19 protein-coding genes are annotated in these 17,325 nt (G+C 65.0%); 12 read left to right on the top strand and 7 right to left on the bottom strand.

Annotation, left to right across the window (positions count from 1 at the left end):
* Positions 1-35 precede the first annotated feature (35 nt).
* The 5 genes from AC5RUQ_RS08245 to AC5RUQ_RS08265 all read right to left on the bottom strand — a co-directional run bounded on the left by AC5RUQ_RS08245 (position 36) and on the right by AC5RUQ_RS08265 (position 3,900).
* Positions 36-470 (bottom strand): ankyrin repeat domain-containing protein, encoded by a 435-nt coding sequence (locus AC5RUQ_RS08245; RefSeq protein ID WP_493946813.1) that lies wholly within the window; start codon positions 468-470, stop codon positions 36-38.
* Positions 470-1,552, bottom strand: coding sequence for a CAF17-like 4Fe-4S cluster assembly/insertion protein YgfZ (ygfZ, locus tag AC5RUQ_RS08250; RefSeq protein ID WP_493946814.1), 1,083 nt, complete (start codon positions 1,550-1,552; stop codon positions 470-472). The genes AC5RUQ_RS08245 and ygfZ overlap by 1 nt, the downstream gene beginning before the upstream one ends.
* Before the next feature lie 22 nt (positions 1,553-1,574).
* Positions 1,575-2,315 (bottom strand): flavodoxin family protein, encoded by a 741-nt coding sequence (locus AC5RUQ_RS08255; protein WP_493946815.1) that lies wholly within the window; start codon positions 2,313-2,315, stop codon positions 1,575-1,577.
* A 39-nt stretch (positions 2,316-2,354) separates the two neighbouring features.
* Positions 2,355-2,963: a nitrobindin family protein gene (locus tag AC5RUQ_RS08260; protein ID WP_493946816.1), complete on the bottom strand. Its 609-nt coding sequence runs from the start codon at positions 2,961-2,963 to the stop codon at positions 2,355-2,357.
* A 169-nt stretch (positions 2,964-3,132) separates the two neighbouring features.
* Entirely contained in the window at positions 3,133-3,900 is a 768-nt protein-coding gene (locus AC5RUQ_RS08265; protein WP_493946817.1) for a permease, read from the bottom strand.
* Between the two features lie 334 nt (positions 3,901-4,234).
* On the opposite strand from AC5RUQ_RS08265, the gene AC5RUQ_RS08270 reads away from it, so the two are divergent.
* From AC5RUQ_RS08270 to asd, 11 genes are all read left to right on the top strand, one after another.
* Positions 4,235-4,933, top strand: a complete 699-nt coding sequence (locus tag AC5RUQ_RS08270) for a winged helix-turn-helix transcriptional regulator (protein WP_163161846.1) — start codon at positions 4,235-4,237, stop codon at positions 4,931-4,933.
* Between the two features lie 49 nt (positions 4,934-4,982).
* Positions 4,983-5,951, top strand: a complete 969-nt coding sequence (gene mshD, locus AC5RUQ_RS08275) for a mycothiol synthase (protein ID WP_493946818.1) — start codon at positions 4,983-4,985, stop codon at positions 5,949-5,951.
* 128 nt (positions 5,952-6,079) lie between these two features.
* Positions 6,080-8,329 carry an RNA degradosome polyphosphate kinase gene (locus AC5RUQ_RS08280; RefSeq protein ID WP_493946819.1) on the top strand — a complete coding sequence of 750 codons (2,250 nt, stop codon included), beginning with the start codon at positions 6,080-6,082 and terminating at the stop codon, positions 8,327-8,329.
* 11 nt (positions 8,330-8,340) lie between these two features.
* The gene (locus AC5RUQ_RS08285; RefSeq protein ID WP_493946820.1) at positions 8,341-9,312 is read left to right on the top strand and encodes an NUDIX hydrolase; all 972 of its coding nucleotides are present in this window, start codon (positions 8,341-8,343) and stop codon (positions 9,310-9,312) included.
* Positions 9,313-9,357: 45 nt separating this feature from the next.
* Positions 9,358-10,161 (top strand): thymidylate synthase, encoded by an 804-nt coding sequence (locus AC5RUQ_RS08290; protein WP_493946821.1) that lies wholly within the window; start codon positions 9,358-9,360, stop codon positions 10,159-10,161.
* On the top strand, positions 10,158-10,742 hold the full coding sequence (locus AC5RUQ_RS08295; protein WP_493946822.1) for a dihydrofolate reductase: 585 nt from the start codon (positions 10,158-10,160) through the stop codon (positions 10,740-10,742). Before AC5RUQ_RS08290 ends, AC5RUQ_RS08295 begins: the two co-directional genes overlap by 4 nt.
* 2 nt (positions 10,743-10,744) lie before the next feature.
* The gene (locus AC5RUQ_RS08300) at positions 10,745-10,963 is read left to right on the top strand and encodes an NF038396 family protein (protein WP_493946823.1); all 219 of its coding nucleotides are present in this window, start codon (positions 10,745-10,747) and stop codon (positions 10,961-10,963) included.
* Positions 10,964-11,072: 109 nt separating this feature from the next.
* Positions 11,073-12,062, top strand: a complete 990-nt coding sequence (locus tag AC5RUQ_RS08305) for a WXG100 family type VII secretion target (protein WP_493946824.1) — start codon at positions 11,073-11,075, stop codon at positions 12,060-12,062.
* A 23-nt stretch (positions 12,063-12,085) separates the two neighbouring features.
* Positions 12,086-12,727, top strand: coding sequence for a hypothetical protein (locus tag AC5RUQ_RS08310; protein ID WP_493946825.1), 642 nt, complete (start codon positions 12,086-12,088; stop codon positions 12,725-12,727).
* 1 nt (position 12,728) lies between these two features.
* On the top strand, positions 12,729-13,145 hold the full coding sequence (locus AC5RUQ_RS08315) for a hypothetical protein (protein ID WP_493946826.1): 417 nt from the start codon (positions 12,729-12,731) through the stop codon (positions 13,143-13,145).
* A gap of 136 nt (positions 13,146-13,281) precedes the next feature.
* Positions 13,282-14,424 carry an aspartate-semialdehyde dehydrogenase gene (gene asd / locus AC5RUQ_RS08320; protein WP_493946827.1) on the top strand — a complete coding sequence of 381 codons (1,143 nt, stop codon included), beginning with the start codon at positions 13,282-13,284 and terminating at the stop codon, positions 14,422-14,424.
* 94 nt (positions 14,425-14,518) lie between these two features.
* Here asd and AC5RUQ_RS08325 read toward each other — a convergent pair whose 3' ends face one another.
* Positions 14,519-15,664: a winged helix DNA-binding domain-containing protein gene (locus tag AC5RUQ_RS08325; protein ID WP_493946828.1), complete on the bottom strand. Its 1,146-nt coding sequence runs from the start codon at positions 15,662-15,664 to the stop codon at positions 14,519-14,521.
* Between the two features lie 54 nt (positions 15,665-15,718).
* Here AC5RUQ_RS08325 and AC5RUQ_RS08330 point away from each other — a divergent pair, with 54 nt between their 5' ends.
* Positions 15,719-16,216, top strand: a complete 498-nt coding sequence (locus AC5RUQ_RS08330) for a hypothetical protein (protein WP_493946829.1) — start codon at positions 15,719-15,721, stop codon at positions 16,214-16,216.
* Here the strand turns inward: AC5RUQ_RS08330 and AC5RUQ_RS08335 are convergent.
* Complete coding sequence (locus AC5RUQ_RS08335; RefSeq protein WP_493946830.1) at positions 16,197-17,264, bottom strand: UDP-N-acetylmuramate dehydrogenase; 1,068 nt, start codon at positions 17,262-17,264, stop codon at positions 16,197-16,199. The genes AC5RUQ_RS08330 and AC5RUQ_RS08335 overlap by 20 nt on opposite strands.
* Between the last annotated feature and the right edge of the window lie 61 nt (positions 17,265-17,325).

The following is a 17,325-nucleotide window of genomic DNA, read 5'->3' on the forward strand; positions in this document are numbered from 1 at the left end:
AGGCTTCATAAAGGTCGGCACTACGGCCGCGTCAACTAGCCCAGGAGATCCAGGATCTCCCTACGCGCGAACATCTGGGCGGCAGCCCGGGCCGACGGCGAACCTGCATCCGGGTCCGCACCGGCATCCAGCAGGACCCGGGCAACGTCGGTGTAGCCCTTGAACGCCGCTCCGGCCAGCGGAGTCTGGCCGCGGTCGTTGGTGGCGTCGGCCTCAGCGCCGTGTTTCAGGATAAGCTGAACGGTCTCCGCGTGGCCATGGTAGGCAGCGAGCATCAGGAGGGAATCGCCGGCGGAATTCGTCAGGGTGGCGGGAGCGCCGGCGTCGAGATAAGCACGGAGCAGCGCCGTGTCCCCTTCCCTGGCGGCCTGGAAGAGCGTCTGCGCCAAAGCGAGCGCCTCGTCGTCGGGCCCTTCCTGGCCCGCCGGTGAGGCGGACGGTGCGGCGTTGGTTCCGGCGTTGTCAGTCATTAGCGTGGCCCCTTGAGGAATCCGGTCTGGCGCCCCACTACCTGGCCGGCGTCGGGGGCAACGATAAGTTCCTGGGCAGCAGGGTAAGGCTCCTCGCCGTCCAGGACCGTCAGTATTTCATCCGCGCCCACCGAACGCTTTATGACTGCCAGGGCAACCGGCCCCATCTCGTAATGCTGGGCCACCGAGGTAACCGCCCCCACCTTCCGCTCCCCCGCAAACACCGGACTTCCGGCCTGTGGCAGGGTGTGCTGCGATCCATCCAACTGGAGGAACACGAGCCGGCGCGGCGGATGTCCCAGGTTGTGCACGCGCGCGATGGTTTCCTGTCCCTTGTAGCAGCCTTTGGCCAGATGCACGGCCGTGCGGAGGAGATCCAGCTCATGCGGGATGGTCTTGTCATCCGTTTCAGCACCGATCCGCGGGCGCCAGGCCGCCAGCCGCAGCGCTTCCGCTGCGAGTACTCCGGCCAGCTGGCGGTTGGCTACCCGCTGTTCCAGGCCGGCGGCCGGTACCAGGTACTCAAACCATGGCCGCTCCAGCCCGGGATGGCTGGCTTCCGGAACGGTGGCATAGGAGTAGCCACCGGCTGCCACGTTGGGCCAGGGGTCCTGCCACACCAGCAGCTCCGACCATTCCTGAATTGCCTTGGTGCTGCCCACGACCGCCCAGTCGTCGGAAACATCAGCAATTTCCACCCGCAGCATGAATTTCATCCGGTTCAGGAATCCTGCCAGGGGGGCTGCTTCGGCGGCCTCAACGATCAGCCAGGTGGTAGCGCCGTCGTCAATCACCCGGGCGTCAAAATCGATCCTGCCCTGGACGCTCAGGAGGAGCAGTTCGCTGGATTCCCCGGGCTGGAGGCCGGCCACCTGCTGCGAGGACAGCGTGTTGAGCCAGCTCAGCCTGTCCGGCCCGCTGACGGTGACAATGCCGCGGTGGGAAAGGTCGACGACGGCGGTACCGGCAGCGAGTGCGCGCTGCTCACGCAGGGGCTCGCCGTAGTGGGAGGCGACGCCGGCGTCCGCGCCGGTTGCCTCAACGGCTCCAGGGCGCGACAACAGGGGGCTGGAAGTAGTCATATGTAGTAGAAGTCCTTGGTGGTCAGCGGTATTCCGGATTTTCAAAATCGAAACGCGTCCCTGCTGCCCATTCCTGCGGCAGGTTGCCATGGGCCGGCAGCCCGCCAGCGTCTTTGAGGATCCGGGCAAGGTGCAGGAGGTTCCAGGTCATGAAAGTGACGTTGCGGTTGGTGAAGTCTGTTTCGGGCCCGCCCGAACCCTCATCCAGGTAACTCGGTCCCGGCCCAACGGCTCCGATCCACCCTGCGTCCGCCTGGGGCGGAATGCTGAAACCGATGTGCTGAAGGCTGTAGAGCAGGTTCATGGAACAGTGTTTTATGCCGTCCTCGTTGCCCGTGATCAGGCAGCCGCCCACCTTGGGGTAAAAAACCCACTGGCCTTTGCTGTTGAGTTCGCCCGAGTGGGCGTAGAGGCGCTCGATCAACTTCTTTGTCTGGGAGGAGTTGTCTCCGAGCCAGATGGGTCCGGCCACCACCAGGATGTCCGCTTCCGCCACAGCCGGATACAGCTGGGGCCACTCATCCGTGGGCCAGCCGTACTGGGTCATGTCCGGGTAGACGCCGCTGGCAATATCGTGGTCCACTGTGCGGATCACACGGGTGCTGACGCCCTGCTTTTCCATGATGAGCCGGCTGATGTTGATCAGCCCGTCCGTATTACTGGTCTGGGGCGACCTCTTCAGGGTCCCGTTGAAAAAAACTGCTTTCAGGTCGCTGTAGTCCAGCGGACTGCCGGAAGACTGTACGTTCTGGGAATCTTTCACGTTCCACGACCCGCTTTCGTTCCCCCGGACCGGATAGGGTCAGGAGACTTTTTTGAGGAAGGCGGAGGCGTGCGCTTCCAGTCCCTTGCCCTCTTTGCCACCAACGGCGACATCCCACCGCCAGAGCAGGTTGCCGTCCACCAGGCCGAAGATGCGCGTGGCCGCGCTGTAGTCCTTGGAGTGGCTCCCGCGCATCACCATGTCGGTGGTCAGCTGGATCTGCGGTCCCTTGATCTGTCCGTAGTACAGCTCGGAGATACCTCCGGGATGCGAGATGGACACCGAGATATCGAAGCCGCCCTCGCTGTTGCGGAGGGCTTCCACCTCATCGGCACTCTTCAAAGCAGGAACGATGTCCGCGGGGATCAGGCCAGGGCCGCCGTCGGCATCCAGCTGTTTACGCTCCAGCGCCCAGAAGCCCGTCTCGACGGTCAGCGGCCGCAGGCGCGTGCCGTCGTCATCCGTCAACCAGCTCTCTGCACGGTATTGAAGATACGGCAGCCCGTTGTGGGTGAAGGACACACGCTGCAGGAAGTGCTCCGAGTCCTCGTCCCCTGTGCCCAGCCGCCCGCGGCCCTCCCACTCACCAATGAGCCAGGAAAGCGGGACGAGTTCTGGGGTCAAGTCAGTGGGAATCTCAATCGGCACAGCAATTACCTCGGAAAACGGCTAGCTCCGGAAAGGGTCTACTTCTGGCCTTTGAACAGGCGGTAAACCACAAAGCCGGCAAACCATGCCATGGAGAGGCTGGCGATGCCGAGCAGGACAAGGAAGAAGATTTCAAAAGCAAGTACGGACATGATGCCATCCTAACGCGTTAGTAGATGAGTAGTTTGTCTATGAAGTAAGCCAGGGAACCCACCGCCGAGACAGGCGCCAAGCCCATGCTAAAGGCAGCAGGAACGTTAATCGGAGCGCCGCGCAGCGTTACGAGCCGGCGGAAACTCACCAGGACCGCACCTACCACCACACCAAAAATGGCCGCCGGCAGGACAGCGATATCCGAGAGCACCAGCCCGGCGAGCGGACCGGCAAGTCCCGCGAGAACGATGCCCAGGGGCGCAATAATACTGTCCGGCCACCTGATCAATCCTGCCAGCAGGGCAACGGCCGCGCTGATCGCCGCCACGAGCAGCATCTCGCGCACCCCGTTGAACCGTGCGCCGGCGATCCAGCCCGCGCCGAGGCAGGCGAGCAGCACTCCTGCCGAGCAGCCGAGGGTTGACTCCAGCCGCTGCGCCTGCCCTGTTCCGCGGATGAGCTGCACCACAAAAACGGCCATCATGCCGAGTGCAATAAAGGGCGGCGTCCAATCGAGGTAGCCGGGAGCGGGGGCATACGCGGCAGCGAGCGCGGACCCGGCCCCGGCCAGGGCAATCACCGCCGCGAGCGTCTTTTTGGCAGGAATTCGGAGGAAGTGCGGCCAGCCGATGCCCACCGCAGCCGCGCTGGCCACGGCAACGGCGACGAGGGCCTCCCGGGATGTATAGACCCCCGCGATGATGGCAGCCAGCCCTACGATTCCCACCACGCCGATGGTCCACGAGCCCAGCGAGCGGGCGGGCGCCTGCAGTTCCGCCGTCATACGGATCCCGGCCCGGGCTTAGTCTGTGCACTCACGCGATGCATCCCATCCTGCATTGACCTTCGAAGGCGGTCCGCCCTCGGCGGCAGGGCATCCGGCCCTGCCACAATCCTGCCTTATGTGAACGGGTTATGTCGCAAAACGTACTCTCATCAGGGCCGAATCAATGGTGCAGGCAGGGCCTGCGGGTATACTCGGAGCTCAGCTAAGTTCCCTGCTGAAGTGGCCGGACCGCTGCCCTGGCAGAGTCCCAAACCGTGGCAGGGAGCCAGTACAGGCCGGTGAAAATCCGGTTCAGTCGCCCAACGATGCGCGGACGGCCCTTGGAGGAACAATGTCGCACATCCTGTTACTGACGAACAGCACCGGTTCTTCGGTGGACATTTTGCCTGCCCTGGAGTTGCTAAACCACCGCGTTCATATCCTTCCCGCCGAGCCAACAGCGCTGCTGGAGACCGACCCCTGCGACATTGTGCTGCTGGATGCCCGCAAGGACCTGGTGGGGGCCCGTTCCCTCACCCAGCTGCTCAAAGCCACCGGACTCAGCGCCCCGCTGGTGCTGATCCTCACCGAAGGCGGCATGGCTGCTGTCTCCTCTGCCTGGGCCGTGGACGACATCGTGCTGGAATCAGCTGGCCCTGCCGAGGTGGAGGCCCGCATCCGGCTGTCGGTCGCCCGGGCTGTGCCCGAACAGGAGGACACGCCGTCCGAGATCCGTGCCGCCGGCGTCGTCATCGATGAGGCGAGCTACACCGCCCGCGTGAACGGGGCACCCCTGAACCTGACGTTCAAGGAATTTGAACTCCTGAAGTACCTGGCGCAGCACCCCGGCCGCGTATTCACCCGGCAGCAGCTGCTCACCGAAGTATGGGGCTACGACTACTACGGCGGCACCCGTACCGTGGATGTCCATGTCCGGCGCCTGCGCGCCAAGCTGGGCGCCGACCACGAAAACCTCATCAGCACTGTCCGCAACGTTGGCTACCGGCTCACCCTGGTGCGGCAGCAAGAAGACGAGCTGACGGAAGCCTGACCCCGGGCTTCGCGGTCCGGCGTCCGGCGAACCCGTATAGCCTTGCCTCATGACTCCAGCGCACCCTGAGAAGTGGCCCGTCCATGTTGTTCAAGGCGGTGTTGACCAGCAGCTCCTGAAGGACTGCATCGGTCTCCTGTCGGCGGCGGAAGAGTCGGACGGCAACCCATCTATCTCAGAGCAGACCCTCATCAGCATGCGCGCCGGCGACTCCGTGGAACACAAGCTGCTGACCTTGGCCCTCTATGCCCCGGACGAGGACTCTGATCCCTCCTCCGGCCAGGACCTTGCAGGCTTCGCTACGGTGGTCGAAGAGCCGGACGGCAACGGCGTGGTGGAAATCGCGGTACACCCCAGCTACCGCAACCAGGGCGTCGCCGACCGCCTCGTTGGTGCCCTTCAGGACCAGCGCGGGCTGCAGGGACTGAAGGCGTGGTCCCACGGCAACCATGAAGCGGCGGCCGACCTTGCCGCGCGCTACGGCTACGTCCCCGTGCGGGAGCTGTGGAAGATGCGGATGACGACGGCGGCTGCGGACCTTCCCGACGTCGCCCTTCCGGAAGGCGTTGTGATCCGGGCTTTTGTGCCCGGCCAGGATGAGGACGCCTGGCTGGCAGCCAACCGCGCCGCCTTTTCCCACCACCCGGAGCAGGGCAGCCTCACCCGCGCGGACCTTGATGCCCGGATGGCTGAGGATTGGTTTGATCCCGCGGGCTTCCTCCTTGCCGTGAACGGGAACGGCCGGTTGCTGGGGTACCACTGGACCAAGGTGCATCCGAGCCACGGCTCGCACCCCCCTATCGGTGAAATCTACGTGGTGGGGGTGACCCCGGAAGCCCAAGGTTCAGGCCTGGGCAAAGCCCTGACAGTGGCGGGCATCAAGTACCTGCAGGACTTGGGGCTGCACGCGGTGATGCTGTACGTCGACGCCGATAACGCCCCGGCAGTGTCCCTGTACCGCCGCCTGGGCTTCACCCGTTGGGACATGGACGTGATGTACGGCCCGGCGGCGGGTTAGTCCAATCCCCTGACGCAGGCGCCCGAAGGCGGTAAATCAAAGGCGCCCGGGCAGTGAATGCTTGTATGGTTGAAACAGAACCGCGCCGGCCGGAAACGGCAGTTCAAGCGCCAGGTAAAGGAGATGCCATGAACCCGGAACCTTCCGGAGCAGCCACGTCCCAGGAGACTCCAGTCCCTGTGCGCGCCCGATTCGGCTCCTCGGAGGTTCCGGCGTCGCGGGCCACGCAGGACCGGATCGACATTCCGGATTTTGCGCCCAACCTGGAACCTGAGGGCGACATCCGGCCGGACCGCTTCCTTGACCGGGAACTGAGCTGGCTCAGCTTCAACTCGAGGGTCCTTGAGCTCGCCGAAGACGCTTCCCTGCACCTGTTGGAACGGGTGAGCTTCCTGTCCATTTTCGCGTCAAACCTGGACGAGTTCTTTATGGTCCGCGTGGCCGGCCTGAAGCGGCGCATCGCAACGGGACTGGCGGTCCCGTCCCCCGCGGGCCTGAGCCCGGTGGAAGTGCTTGAAAAAATCGGGGAGGAAGCCCACCGGCTCCAGCAGCGCCACGCGCGGGTCTTCGCAGAACAGATCCGTCCGGCCCTGGCGTACGAGCATATACACCTCATGCACTGGGACGAACTCGATGATGCGGCCAAGCAGCAGCTCAGCCAGATGTTCGCCGAAAAGGTGTTCCCCATCCTGACGCCCCTGGCGGTGGACCCGGCGCACCCGTTCCCCTACATTTCGGGTCTCTCCCTCAACCTGGCCGTCGTGGTGCGGAACCCGGTCAGCGACAAGGAGCTGTTCGCCCGCGTCAAGGTGCCGGACCAGCTGCCGCGGCTCATATCCATCGACGGCCCGCGTGCCGGAGCGGTAGCCGGCCGGGTGGCGCGCTTCATCGCGCTTGAGGAAGTCATTGCGGTTCACTTGGACAAGCTGTTTGCCGGGATGGAGGTCCTGGAACACCACACCTTCCGGGTCACCCGGAACGAGGATGTGGAGGTTGAAGAGGACGACGCCGAGAACCTGCTGCAGGCGCTCGAAAAGGAATTGCTGCGCCGCCGCTTCGGCCCCCCTGTGCGGCTGGAGGTCACCAACGACATCAACCCCAACATCCGGGCGCTGCTGATCCGGGAACTGGGCGTCGAGGAATCCGAGGTCTACTCGGTCCCGGCCCCGCTGGACCTCCGGGGCCTGTCGGTGATTGCGGGCATTGACCGCGCCGACCTGCACTACCCCAAGCACGTTCCACATACCTCCCGGTACCTGAACGAGTCCGAGACCTCCAAGGCTGCCAACGTCTTTGCGGCGATGCGCCGCCGGGACATCCTGCTCCATCACCCGTACGACTCGTTTTCCACCTCGGTCCAGGCCTTCCTTGAGCAGGCCGCAGCGGACCCCAAGGTCCAGGCCATCAAGCAGACCCTGTACCGCACCTCCGGCGACTCCCCCATCGTTGATGCCCTGATCGATGCGGCCGAGGCCGGCAAGCAGGTCCTGGCCCTGGTGGAGATCAAGGCAAGGTTTGACGAACAGGCGAACATCTCCTGGGCCCGAAAGCTGGAACAGGCCGGCGTGCACGTGGTGTACGGCATCGTGGGCCTGAAGACCCACTGCAAGCTCTCACTGGTGGTGCGCCAGGAAGTGGACGGGCTGCGCCGCTACTGCCACATCGGGACAGGCAACTACCATCCGCGTACGGCCCGCTACTACGAGGACCTGGGCCTCCTGACCGCGAACGACCAGGTGGGCGAGGACCTTTCCAAGCTCTTCAACCAGCTCTCCGGTTACGCCCCCAAGTCAACTTTCAAGCGGCTTCTGGTTGCGCCGCGTTCGGTGCGTTCCGGGCTGATCGACCGGATCGAAACTGAGATCCGGAACGCCCGCGCCGGGCTGCCGGCCCGCGTCCAGATCAAGGTCAACTCCATGGTGGACGAGGCCATCATCGATTCGCTGTACCGGGCATCCCAGGCCGGGGTAAAGGTGGACGTCGTGGTCCGCGGCATCTGCTCGCTGCGCCCGGGAGTGCCAGGGCTCAGCGACAACATCACCGTCCGCTCCGTCCTGGGCAGGTTCCTGGAGCATTCCCGCGTGTTCGCCTTCGCCAACGGCGGGGATCCGGTGGTGTATATCGGGTCCGCGGACATGATGCACCGCAACCTGGACCGACGGGTAGAGGCCCTGGTCCAACTGGCCGCTCCCGATGACATCAACTATGTCCTGGACCTGTTGCGCCGCTACATGGCCCCGGAAACCGCGAGCTGGCACCTGGACAACGAGGGGAACTGGTCACGTCACCATCTGGCCGACGACGGCAGGAAACTTGAGGACGTCCAGTCCTTCCTGCTGGCGTCGCGGCCTCGGCAGCGCAGCCTGAGCCGACGGTAAGGGCTGCTGTTTTGTCGAGCGACGCACTCGTAGCAGACCAGACAGACCACCCAGGAGAACCGGTAGCAGTCACTGCCGCCGGCGCCCTGCCCTGGAGGGTCACGAAGGACCAGCTTGAAGTCCTGCTGATCCACCGCCCCCGCTACGACGACTGGTCCTGGCCAAAGGGCAAGATCGACGACGGCGAGACCGTCCCCGAATGCGCCGTCCGCGAAGTCCGGGAGGAGATCGGGCTGGACGCGCCCTTGGGGATTCCCCTGCCGCCCATCCACTACCACGTAGCGTCCGGCCTGAAGGTCGTCCATTACTGGGCCGTCAAAGTCAACGGTGGCGGAAGGCTGGTACCGGACGGCAAAGAGGTGGACAGTGTGATGTGGTGCGCCCCGGAAAAGGCGGCCAAGCTGCTTTCCAACCCGTCCGACGTCGAGCCCCTGGAGTGCCTGCGCCAGGCCCATGAGCGTGGGGAACTGGACACCTGGCCCCTCCTGGTGGTCCGCCACGCAAAAGCCAAACCCCGCTCGTCATGGACCAAGGCGGAAGGCGAGCGGCCGTTGGCTGCCACCGGAACGCGCCAGGCCCAGGCTGTCGGCCGGCTGCTTCAGGCGTGGAAGCCGCCCCGGGTTGTCACCAGCCCGTGGCTCCGGTGCGTCGCCACAGTTGCGCCGTATGCCAAGGCAACCGGCGCGAAGGTGAAACTGGCCGAAGCCCTGACGGAGCACCGGCACCAACGGAGTCCCAAGAAGACCGCGGCAGTCATCGAGGCCCTGCTCGATAAGCAGCGTCCAGTCGCCGTCTGCACCCACCGCCCGGCGCTGCCCACCGTGTTCGGGCAGCTGGCCAAACACATGTCGTCGCATCTGGGCGCCCTCCTGCCGGCGGACGAGCCGTACCTGTCCCCCGGCGAACTGGTGGTGTGCCATGTGGCTCCGGGCGGTAAGAACCGGATTGTTGCCGTGGAGCAGTTCAAGCCTTTTGATGACTAGGTGCGGCTGGGCTGGCGGCGTTGGCAACCAAAGTAGACTTGAGCCGTGAGCATCCCAACGCCTTATGAAGACCTCCTGCGCGATGTCCTGGCTTCCGGCACGCACAAATCGGACCGCACTGGAACCGGAACCACCAGCGTTTTCGGGCGCCAAATGCGCTTTGACCTGACCACGAGTTTTCCGCTGATCACCACCAAGCGGGTCCATTTCAAGTCCGTGGCAGTAGAGCTCCTGTGGTTCCTGCGCGGCGAAACGAACGTGAAATGGATGCAGGACCAGGGCGTCACCATCTGGAATGAGTGGGCCGACGCCGACGGCGACCTGGGACCCGTCTACGGCGTCCAGTGGCGCAGCTGGCCCACCCCGGACGGCGGGCACATCGACCAGATTGCCGAACTCATCGAGACCCTGAAATCCAATCCGGACTCCCGCCGGCACATCGTCTCGGCCTGGAACGTCGCCGAACTCGATGACATGGCACTGCCGCCGTGCCACGCGTTCTTCCAGTTCTACGTGGCCGACGGCAAGCTCTCATGCCAGCTGTACCAGCGCTCCGCAGACGTGTTCCTGGGCGTGCCGTTCAATATCGCCTCCTATGCGCTGCTCACCTGCATGGTGGCACAGCAGGTGGGACTCGAGCCGGGCGAATTCGTCTGGACCGGCGGCGACGTGCACATCTACGAGAACCACATGGACCAGGTCCTCAAGCAGCTGGACCGGCAGCCGTACGAGTACCCGCAGCTGAAAATCATCCGGAAACCGGCCTCGATCTTCGACTACACCCTGGACGACTTCGAAGTGGTGGGCTACCAGCACCACCCCACTATCAAGGCTCCGATCGCGGTATGAGCACGGAGAATTCGACCGATCCGCAGTCCTTCACGGAGGAACTGGCAGCGTCGGTGACGGGCGTGGGACTGGTATGGGCCCAGACGCCCGACGGGGTCATCGGCAAAGACGGCGACATGCCCTGGCACCTGCCCGAGGACCTCAAGCACTTCAACCGGCTGACCATGGGCCACCCCGTAGTGATGGGCCGCAAGACCTGGCTGTCCTTTCCGGAGAAGTACCGACCCCTGCCCGGCCGGACCAACATCGTGATCACCCGGCAGAAAAGCTGGGCCGACACGCCCGAGGCGGAAGGCGCCGTCGTGGTCTCCTCCCTTGATGACGCGTTGCTTGAGTCCCAGTTCGTCGACGGCGGCGAAACCGTCTGGATCCTGGGCGGCGGCGAGATTTTCCGCCAGTCCACCGAGCTCGCCAACGTCGCGGTGGTCACCACCATCGACGTCGATTCCGACGGCGACACTTTCGCCCCCGAGCTTGGCACCAGTTGGGAAGCGTCCGCCTCCGTCCCGCCGGACGGCTGGCTGACCGGCGCCAACGGCACACGCTACAGGTTTACTAAATGGTCAAGGACTGAGGGCTAGGAATGTTGAAGAAACCGGAAACCCTTTTTGTGCTGGGCTACATGCTGCTCCCCCTGCTGGCGCTACTGTCCGCCATCGTTGGGCTCACGATGGTCCTGGGCGGCAACAAGATCGCCGGGGCCATTGTGCTCGTCGTGGTGACGCAGGTGTTCGCCTTCGGCGCGTTCTTTGCCCTGCGCGCCCGGAAAGCAGCCGTGCTGGAGGAACCGGAGCGCCACTAGCCGACGTAAGTCCGGGTCATGGGGAGACCACCCCATCGCGCCCGAACCAGGTTGTTACTAGGCTGGGCCTGCAGCCGTCAGGAGCTGCTCGAATATTGGGGGAAGCCAGGTGTCAGGAAATCTGTGGGGCGCGGACGTCGACCAGCTGCGCACGCTGGCACGGCAGTTCAGTAAGACGGCCGACCTGTTGCTGCAGCAGTCCACGCAGCTGAGCGGCCAGATCAACAACACGCCGGCGTGGAAGGGCCAGGACGCCGAGCACTTCAGGTCCGATTGGAACGGCAGCCACCGTACACTCCTGCAGAAAACTGCGGCACGCCTGAAGCAGGAGTCCAAGCTCCTGCTCACCCATGCCGAAGAGCAGGACAGGGCGAGCAGCACCGGCGGGGCTGGCAGGAGCGCCGGGCCTGGCACGGGCGGACCCGGTATGGGCGTGCCAGGCAGCGTCGGTGGCCAGGGCACGGGCCGCTCGCCATCCGATAATCCATGGGGACCGGATTGGATAGCCGACCCCGATTCCCCGTTTCGCGACGGCTGGGACATCTACAACCTGACCAAGGCCTTCCCCAACTTACGGGCTGGCCTGTTCGATCTTGGCGCTTTCATTGGCAAGGCCGACTCTGTCGGCGAATTCTTCTCCAAGGACTTCCGCGAGGTAGCAAGGGCATTCCAGGATTCGAACATCCTGAGCCAGTACTTCAACACGTCCTCGGAGTTGTTCGACGGCAGGTGGGATACAGCGCTGAATCTTGCCGAAGGCGGTAAGGCCGCCACGTTCTTCGAGGTGGGCGGCAAAGTCCTCGGAGGAGTCGGCGTTGGCCTTGACCTGCTGGATACGGTCAACAACATCAGCGAAGGGGACGCCGGAGGTGCCGTTTACTCTGGCATCAAGGCAGGACTGGGCGTGGCAAGCTTCGCGCCGCCTCCTGTGGGCACGGCAGCCATGGTGGCCTCCGGCGCCCTGGCCATTTACGACAATGTTCCCATCGTCAAGGAAACAGTGAATGCCATCGGAGGATCCATCGCCGACGGCGCCGAGGCAGCCTGGGAAGGCGCTGGAGACGCGGCCGAAAAGGTCGGTGACTTCTTTGGGTTCTGAGTACACAACGAGAGGCATTGACGATGACTGAAACCCCAACGGAAACAACAGCCGTACCGGACGCGCTCGGTTTTGGTTTCGCTGAAATTGCCACCCTTGCCAGCCTCCAGGGCGGGGATGCCTCCGTCTTGAGCGCCGAGGCGTTACGGGTGGACAGCTACCTGGGCAACACCGACATGATCAGCGCCGGCGCCTCGTCGCTGGTGGCCCGTGGCCTTGCTACAGCCGAAGCCGACGGGAAGCTCGCCGTAGCGGGGCCCACCGCCGCCATCGCTACGGCGCTCTCTTCCGCTACCCGCCGCATGGAAATTTCGTTGCTCACCCCGGAGGGCGGCGACAGCGTCATCGGAGTCGAAAGCCCTGACATTAAGCTGATTTTCCAGCCCCGCGCCTACTTCACGTGGTGGGCCATGGCACAGCGGCCTGATCTTACCGCCGCTGAAGCCAATCTCCTGGTAGTCAAGCAGCACCTGCGCGACAACCCCCAGGGCGGCGCCACGCTGCGCCGCCGCGAGGAGGCCACCGGCCAAACCCTTTATGTAAAGAAGGACGAGGGAACATGGACCGTCGGCACCTCCAGCCGCGGGCAGCAGGATATTTCTGAAACCGCCGGGCTTGATGACGCCGCTCTCCTTGCCCAGATCCGCACCATCCGTCAGGACTGACATGCCATTCGACCGTGACCGCGAACGCCGCAACGACGATGTCTATGCCGAACACAAGCAGGCCCTCGCCCGGGGCGAAAAACGCGTCCTTCGAAAAACGGATACCGGTGAGCTGCACAGCTACCCCAGCGACGAAATTGGTTTTTCGCCAGGCCGCGGACAGGTACAGGTGCGGTCCTGGTGGGGCATGGGGATCCTTACAGCCGTGCTGGGCCTTTTGTTCGGTGCTTCGTGGCTAATACTGCTAATGCCCCTGGCGCAGGGTGAGCCGCCGTTTTGGGCGGCACTTATCCTCTCTGCCCTGGCGGGGCTGGGCGCCTGGTACACCTTTGGCCTGGCCCGTGACGAGCACCGCGCCACCCAGGTACGCAAAGAGCGGGGCGCCCCCGAGCCCGGCGCCGGCCATGTGTCCCAGTGACCCTGGTTCCGCCGCCACCAGTTCGACAGGTAGTGGCAGCCTGGTCTTCGATCGACTCCAGGTCGGGCCCCGTTCGCAGCCGCCAGAGTGACGTAACCGACTGCGCCCTGCCTGTTCCGGCGTCTAAACTGGACGGATGACTACAGCAGCTACCCCTTCCGTCGGCCTGGTCGGATGGCGCGGCATGGTCGGTTCCGTCCTGATGCAGCGCATGCAGGACGAAGGCGACTTCGCCAACATCAACCCGGTGTTCTTCTCCACCTCGAACGCGGGAGGTGCCGCGCCGTCGCTTGCTGGTATAGCAGAAGGCAGCGCCGGCAAGCTCGAGAACGCGTTCGACATCAACACCCTCGCGAAGCTGCCCATTATTGTCACCGCCCAGGGCGGCGATTACACCAAGCAGGTCCACGGTGAGCTCCGCAGCCGCGGGTGGGACGGCCTCTGGATCGACGCCGCGTCCACCTTGCGCATGAACGACGATTCGATCATCGTCCTGGACCCTATCAACAGGGACGTCATCGACAAGGGCCTGGTGAACGGCACCAAGGACTTCATCGGCGGCAACTGCACCGTGTCCTGCATGCTTATGGGCCTTGGCGGCCTGTTCAAGAACGGACTGGTGGAGTGGGGCACCTCCATGACCTACCAGGCTGCCTCCGGCGGCGGTGCCCGGCACATGCGTGAGCTCCTCAGCCAGTTCGGTACGCTCAACGCCGAGGTCAGCTCGGAACTGGACGACCCGGCGTCGGCCATATTGGACATCGACCGCAAAGTCCTTGCCCACCAGCGCACCGGCATCGATGCCACGCAGTTCGGCGTGCCGCTTGCCGGCTCCCTCATCCCCTGGATCGACGCCGACCTCGGCAATGGACAGTCCAAGGAAGAGTGGAAGGCCGGGGTGGAGACCAACAAGATCCTCGGCACCGGCGAGGAAAACCGCGTGATCATGGACGGACTCTGCGTCCGCATTGGCGCCATGCGGTCCCACTCCCAGGCCCTCACCCTCAAGCTCCGCGAGGACCTGTCCGTCGCCGAGATCGAGAAGCTCCTGGACGAGGACAACCAGTGGGCCAAGGTGGTTCCGAACACCAAGGAAGCCTCCATGGCGGAGCTGACGCCCGTCGCCGCCTCAGGCACCCTGGATATCCCCGTAGGCCGCATCCGCAAGATGGAGATGGGCCCGCAGTACATCAGCGCCTTCACCGTGGGCGACCAGCTCCTCTGGGGCGCCGCCGAGCCGCTGCGCCGCATGCTCAACATCGCCACCGGGAACCTGTAACCCGCCAGCTGCCCTTGATAGCGGCCCTGCCCCGCACAAACGGTCCCGCCCGGACCGCTTATGCGGGGCAGGGCTGCGCGTGCAGTGCAGCCCGTCAGCCTTCCAGGAACTTGAGGTAGCTCCGGGCTGCGCGGTCGAAGGCGGCCTGTGCTGCCGGACCGAGCGGCCGGGCGTCGTCGAACAGCCCAGGCACGACGGCGGCGCGCTGGCCTTTGCCCTCGACGGCCCAGGTGCCTATCACTTCTCCCCCGGCCGCCAAGGTTTTCTTGAAGACGCCGTTACCGCCAGGGACGATCTTGTTGGCGTGCTCGGGCGCCAGGACCAGGCTCCGGTCCATATAGCCCAGCACGAACTCGTCAAAGCCAGGCAGCAGGAGCACGGACCGCTGGCCGGGTACACCGGAGTCGAGCAGGGACGCCGTCTCCGCGGAAAGCCAGTAGCTTGTGCCCTCGAACTCAAGCTCCACGAGTTGCCCTTTAACGTCCTCGAACGCCGCCCGGACCTCGGTCAGGGGAAGCTGCGTCCACCAGGCGAAGTCCCGGACCGTTGCCGGACCATGGCTGCGGAAGTAGCGCAGCAGAAACTCCGCGACGGCCTGCTGCCGCTCCAGTTTCCGCGACACCGGAATCCAGTCTTCGAAGCCCACCATCAGCTGCTGGTTCCCGGCCAGCGGCCCCTGCACCAGCCAGCCGTGCCGGCACAATGTTCCCAGGATGTGGATGCCCCGCTGGCCCTCGGTAGGCTGCCCCGCGGCGTCGAACACCTGGAAGAGCTCCGCCCGGCTGGCAGCCCCGCCCCCGGCAAGCCGTTCCAGCGCAATGCCCCGGCACTTCTCGATGTCCGCCCACGTGATGCCCAGTTCGCGGTGCCGGGCGGCGATACTCTTCGTTAACCGCTCTGCAGTGAGGTCCAGCATCCAGTGCAGATCCTCAGGCGCCACGAAGTGCAATGTGCCGCGCATCGGCCACGACCGGACCACAGCACCCGAATCGAGGGCGGACCGGACATCACTCAAACCCACTCCCGGTACCCTGGCGCCCACAGCCCAGATCGCTGCCTGCAGGTCCTGGGCCTGCATTGCTGTCATCCACCGGACCGTCCCGGCTACAGACCCGGAGACGTCAGGGGCGGGTGGCACGGCCGGAAGCGGCACCAGCCGTTGGGACACCAGCCGTTGGGACACCAGCCGCAGCCTGCCCATGGTTCGGCGGTCAACACGGTTCCCCACCCTTGCAGCCATGGGCCCATCCTAGGCTCCGGACCGGCCTGCGGCACGGACCATTAGGGTAGAGGCATGACTTTGGGGAGTTTGTGGCAGTTGCTTGATTTAAGAACGAAGCAGTGGATGCTTGGCGGGACAGTTTCCGTCCTGGCGGGAACAGTCCTGGGGGTGGCTTCCTTGCCCGGCTTTGTGGAGAGCGGCAGCTCCGATCCCCTGCTCCTTTTACCGTCCCTGGCGCTATGCCTGGGCGGCGGCTACGCGGTGCTCTTCCCGGCTATCAGCGTGAGCCGCAACGGGCTGCGGGTGTTCCGCGACTGGCGGCGGCACCCCCGGGCCGGAAAGGTTCTCTGGGTGCTGTCCATCGCCATCGCCGCCGGCGGTTTGGCGACCTGCGTGGTGGCCGGCACCGCAAACCCGCTGGCCCCTGGCCTGCTCGTCTGGCTGTTTATGGGGCTCTACCTGGCCAGCGCCGGCTGGGCCTCGGCGGTTATGGGACTCGGCACCGAGGCAACGGGCGGAACTTCCACCGGGGCTCCCACTGAACCGCGGGCTACAGTTCCAAGCCGATAAGCAGTGGTTCCGGGTGCAGTGTGATGCCAAAGCGCTGTTCGACGCCGGAACGCACCTCCCGCGCCACCGCCACCACGTCCGCCGCACTGGCCGAGCCGCGGTTGGTGATGGCCAGGGTGTGCTTTGTGGACAGGGACGCACGGCCCCCGCTGACGCTCCCGGGCTCCAGGCCAAAGCCCTTGCTGAAGCCGGATTGGTCGATCAGCCACGCAGCGGAAAGCTTCACCAGCCCGTCCTGGCCTGCGGGGTACCGGGGCGCCCCTTCCGGAAGCGCAGCGGCAACCTCGGCCGGGACGATGGGGTTGGTGAAGAAAGAACCCGTGGAGTACGTGTCCCGGTCCTCGGGATCCAAGACCATGCCCTTGGAAGCACGCAGTCGGAGCACTTCCCGGCGCACGTCAGTGGAGTAGGCGCGCTTGCCCTGCTCCACCCCCAGCGATCGTGCCAGTTCCGCGTACCGGATGGGGGCGCTCATCCGCCCCAGGGGCAGTTGAAACTCAACGGTGAGAACCACGTAGCGGGGCGAGCCGTTAACCGTGGTCTGCTTCAGGATGGAGTCCCGGTACCCGAACTTCAGCTCCGAATTGGTGAAGGTTTTCACGGCATTCCGCTCCCGGTCCCAGGTGCGGACAACAGCGATGGTCTGGGAAACGTCCGAGCCGTAGGCGCCCACGTTCTGCACCGGGGTTGCGCCGGTTGAGCCCGGGATGCCGGCGAGGGCCTCGACCCCGGACCAGGCGTGAAGAACGGCGTGCTCCACCAGCTTGTCCCAGTTGTGCCCTGCCTGAACCACCACGGCAACGCCTCCGCAGGAGTCCTCCGCGTTGACGGTGAACCCTTCAGAGACGATCCTCACCACCGTCCCGGGGAACCCGTCGTCGGAAATCAGCAGGTTGGAGCCACCGCTGAGGATCAGCAGCGGCTCACCGGCTGCATCGGCGTTGCGGACGGCGTTGATGATCTCAGACTCGGTCCGTGCCTCGATGTAGGCAGCGGCCGGGCCGCCGACGGCGGCCGTGGTGAGCTGGGAAAGCAGGGTGGAAGTCACCAGACCACAATACTAGGCAAACTCAAGGGGGCCCTGGGCGGCACCACCATCTGGATCCGAT

The sequence above is a fragment of the Arthrobacter sp. MDT2-3 genome (assembly GCF_059090465.1).

Coding starts and splice junctions, on each gene's coding strand:
- AC5RUQ_RS08245 (WP_493946813.1), bottom strand. CDS start 470: ATGACTGACAACGCCGGAACCAACGCCGCACCGTCCGCCTCACCGGCG.
- ygfZ (WP_493946814.1), bottom strand. CDS start 1,552: ATGACTACTTCCAGCCCCCTGTTGTCGCGCCCTGGAGCCGTTGAGGCA.
- AC5RUQ_RS08265 (WP_493946817.1), bottom strand. CDS start 3,900: ATGACGGCGGAACTGCAGGCGCCCGCCCGCTCGCTGGGCTCGTGGACC.
- AC5RUQ_RS08270 (WP_163161846.1), top strand. CDS start 4,235: ATGTCGCACATCCTGTTACTGACGAACAGCACCGGTTCTTCGGTGGAC.
- mshD (WP_493946818.1), top strand. CDS start 4,983: ATGACTCCAGCGCACCCTGAGAAGTGGCCCGTCCATGTTGTTCAAGGC.
- AC5RUQ_RS08280 (WP_493946819.1), top strand. CDS start 6,080: ATGAACCCGGAACCTTCCGGAGCAGCCACGTCCCAGGAGACTCCAGTC.
- AC5RUQ_RS08295 (WP_493946822.1), top strand. CDS start 10,158: ATGAGCACGGAGAATTCGACCGATCCGCAGTCCTTCACGGAGGAACTG.
- AC5RUQ_RS08300 (WP_493946823.1), top strand. CDS start 10,745: ATGTTGAAGAAACCGGAAACCCTTTTTGTGCTGGGCTACATGCTGCTC.
- AC5RUQ_RS08310 (WP_493946825.1), top strand. CDS start 12,086: ATGACTGAAACCCCAACGGAAACAACAGCCGTACCGGACGCGCTCGGT.
- AC5RUQ_RS08315 (WP_493946826.1), top strand. CDS start 12,729: ATGCCATTCGACCGTGACCGCGAACGCCGCAACGACGATGTCTATGCC.
- asd (WP_493946827.1), top strand. CDS start 13,282: ATGACTACAGCAGCTACCCCTTCCGTCGGCCTGGTCGGATGGCGCGGC.
- AC5RUQ_RS08325 (WP_493946828.1), bottom strand. CDS start 15,664: ATGGCTGCAAGGGTGGGGAACCGTGTTGACCGCCGAACCATGGGCAGG.
- AC5RUQ_RS08330 (WP_493946829.1), top strand. CDS start 15,719: ATGACTTTGGGGAGTTTGTGGCAGTTGCTTGATTTAAGAACGAAGCAG.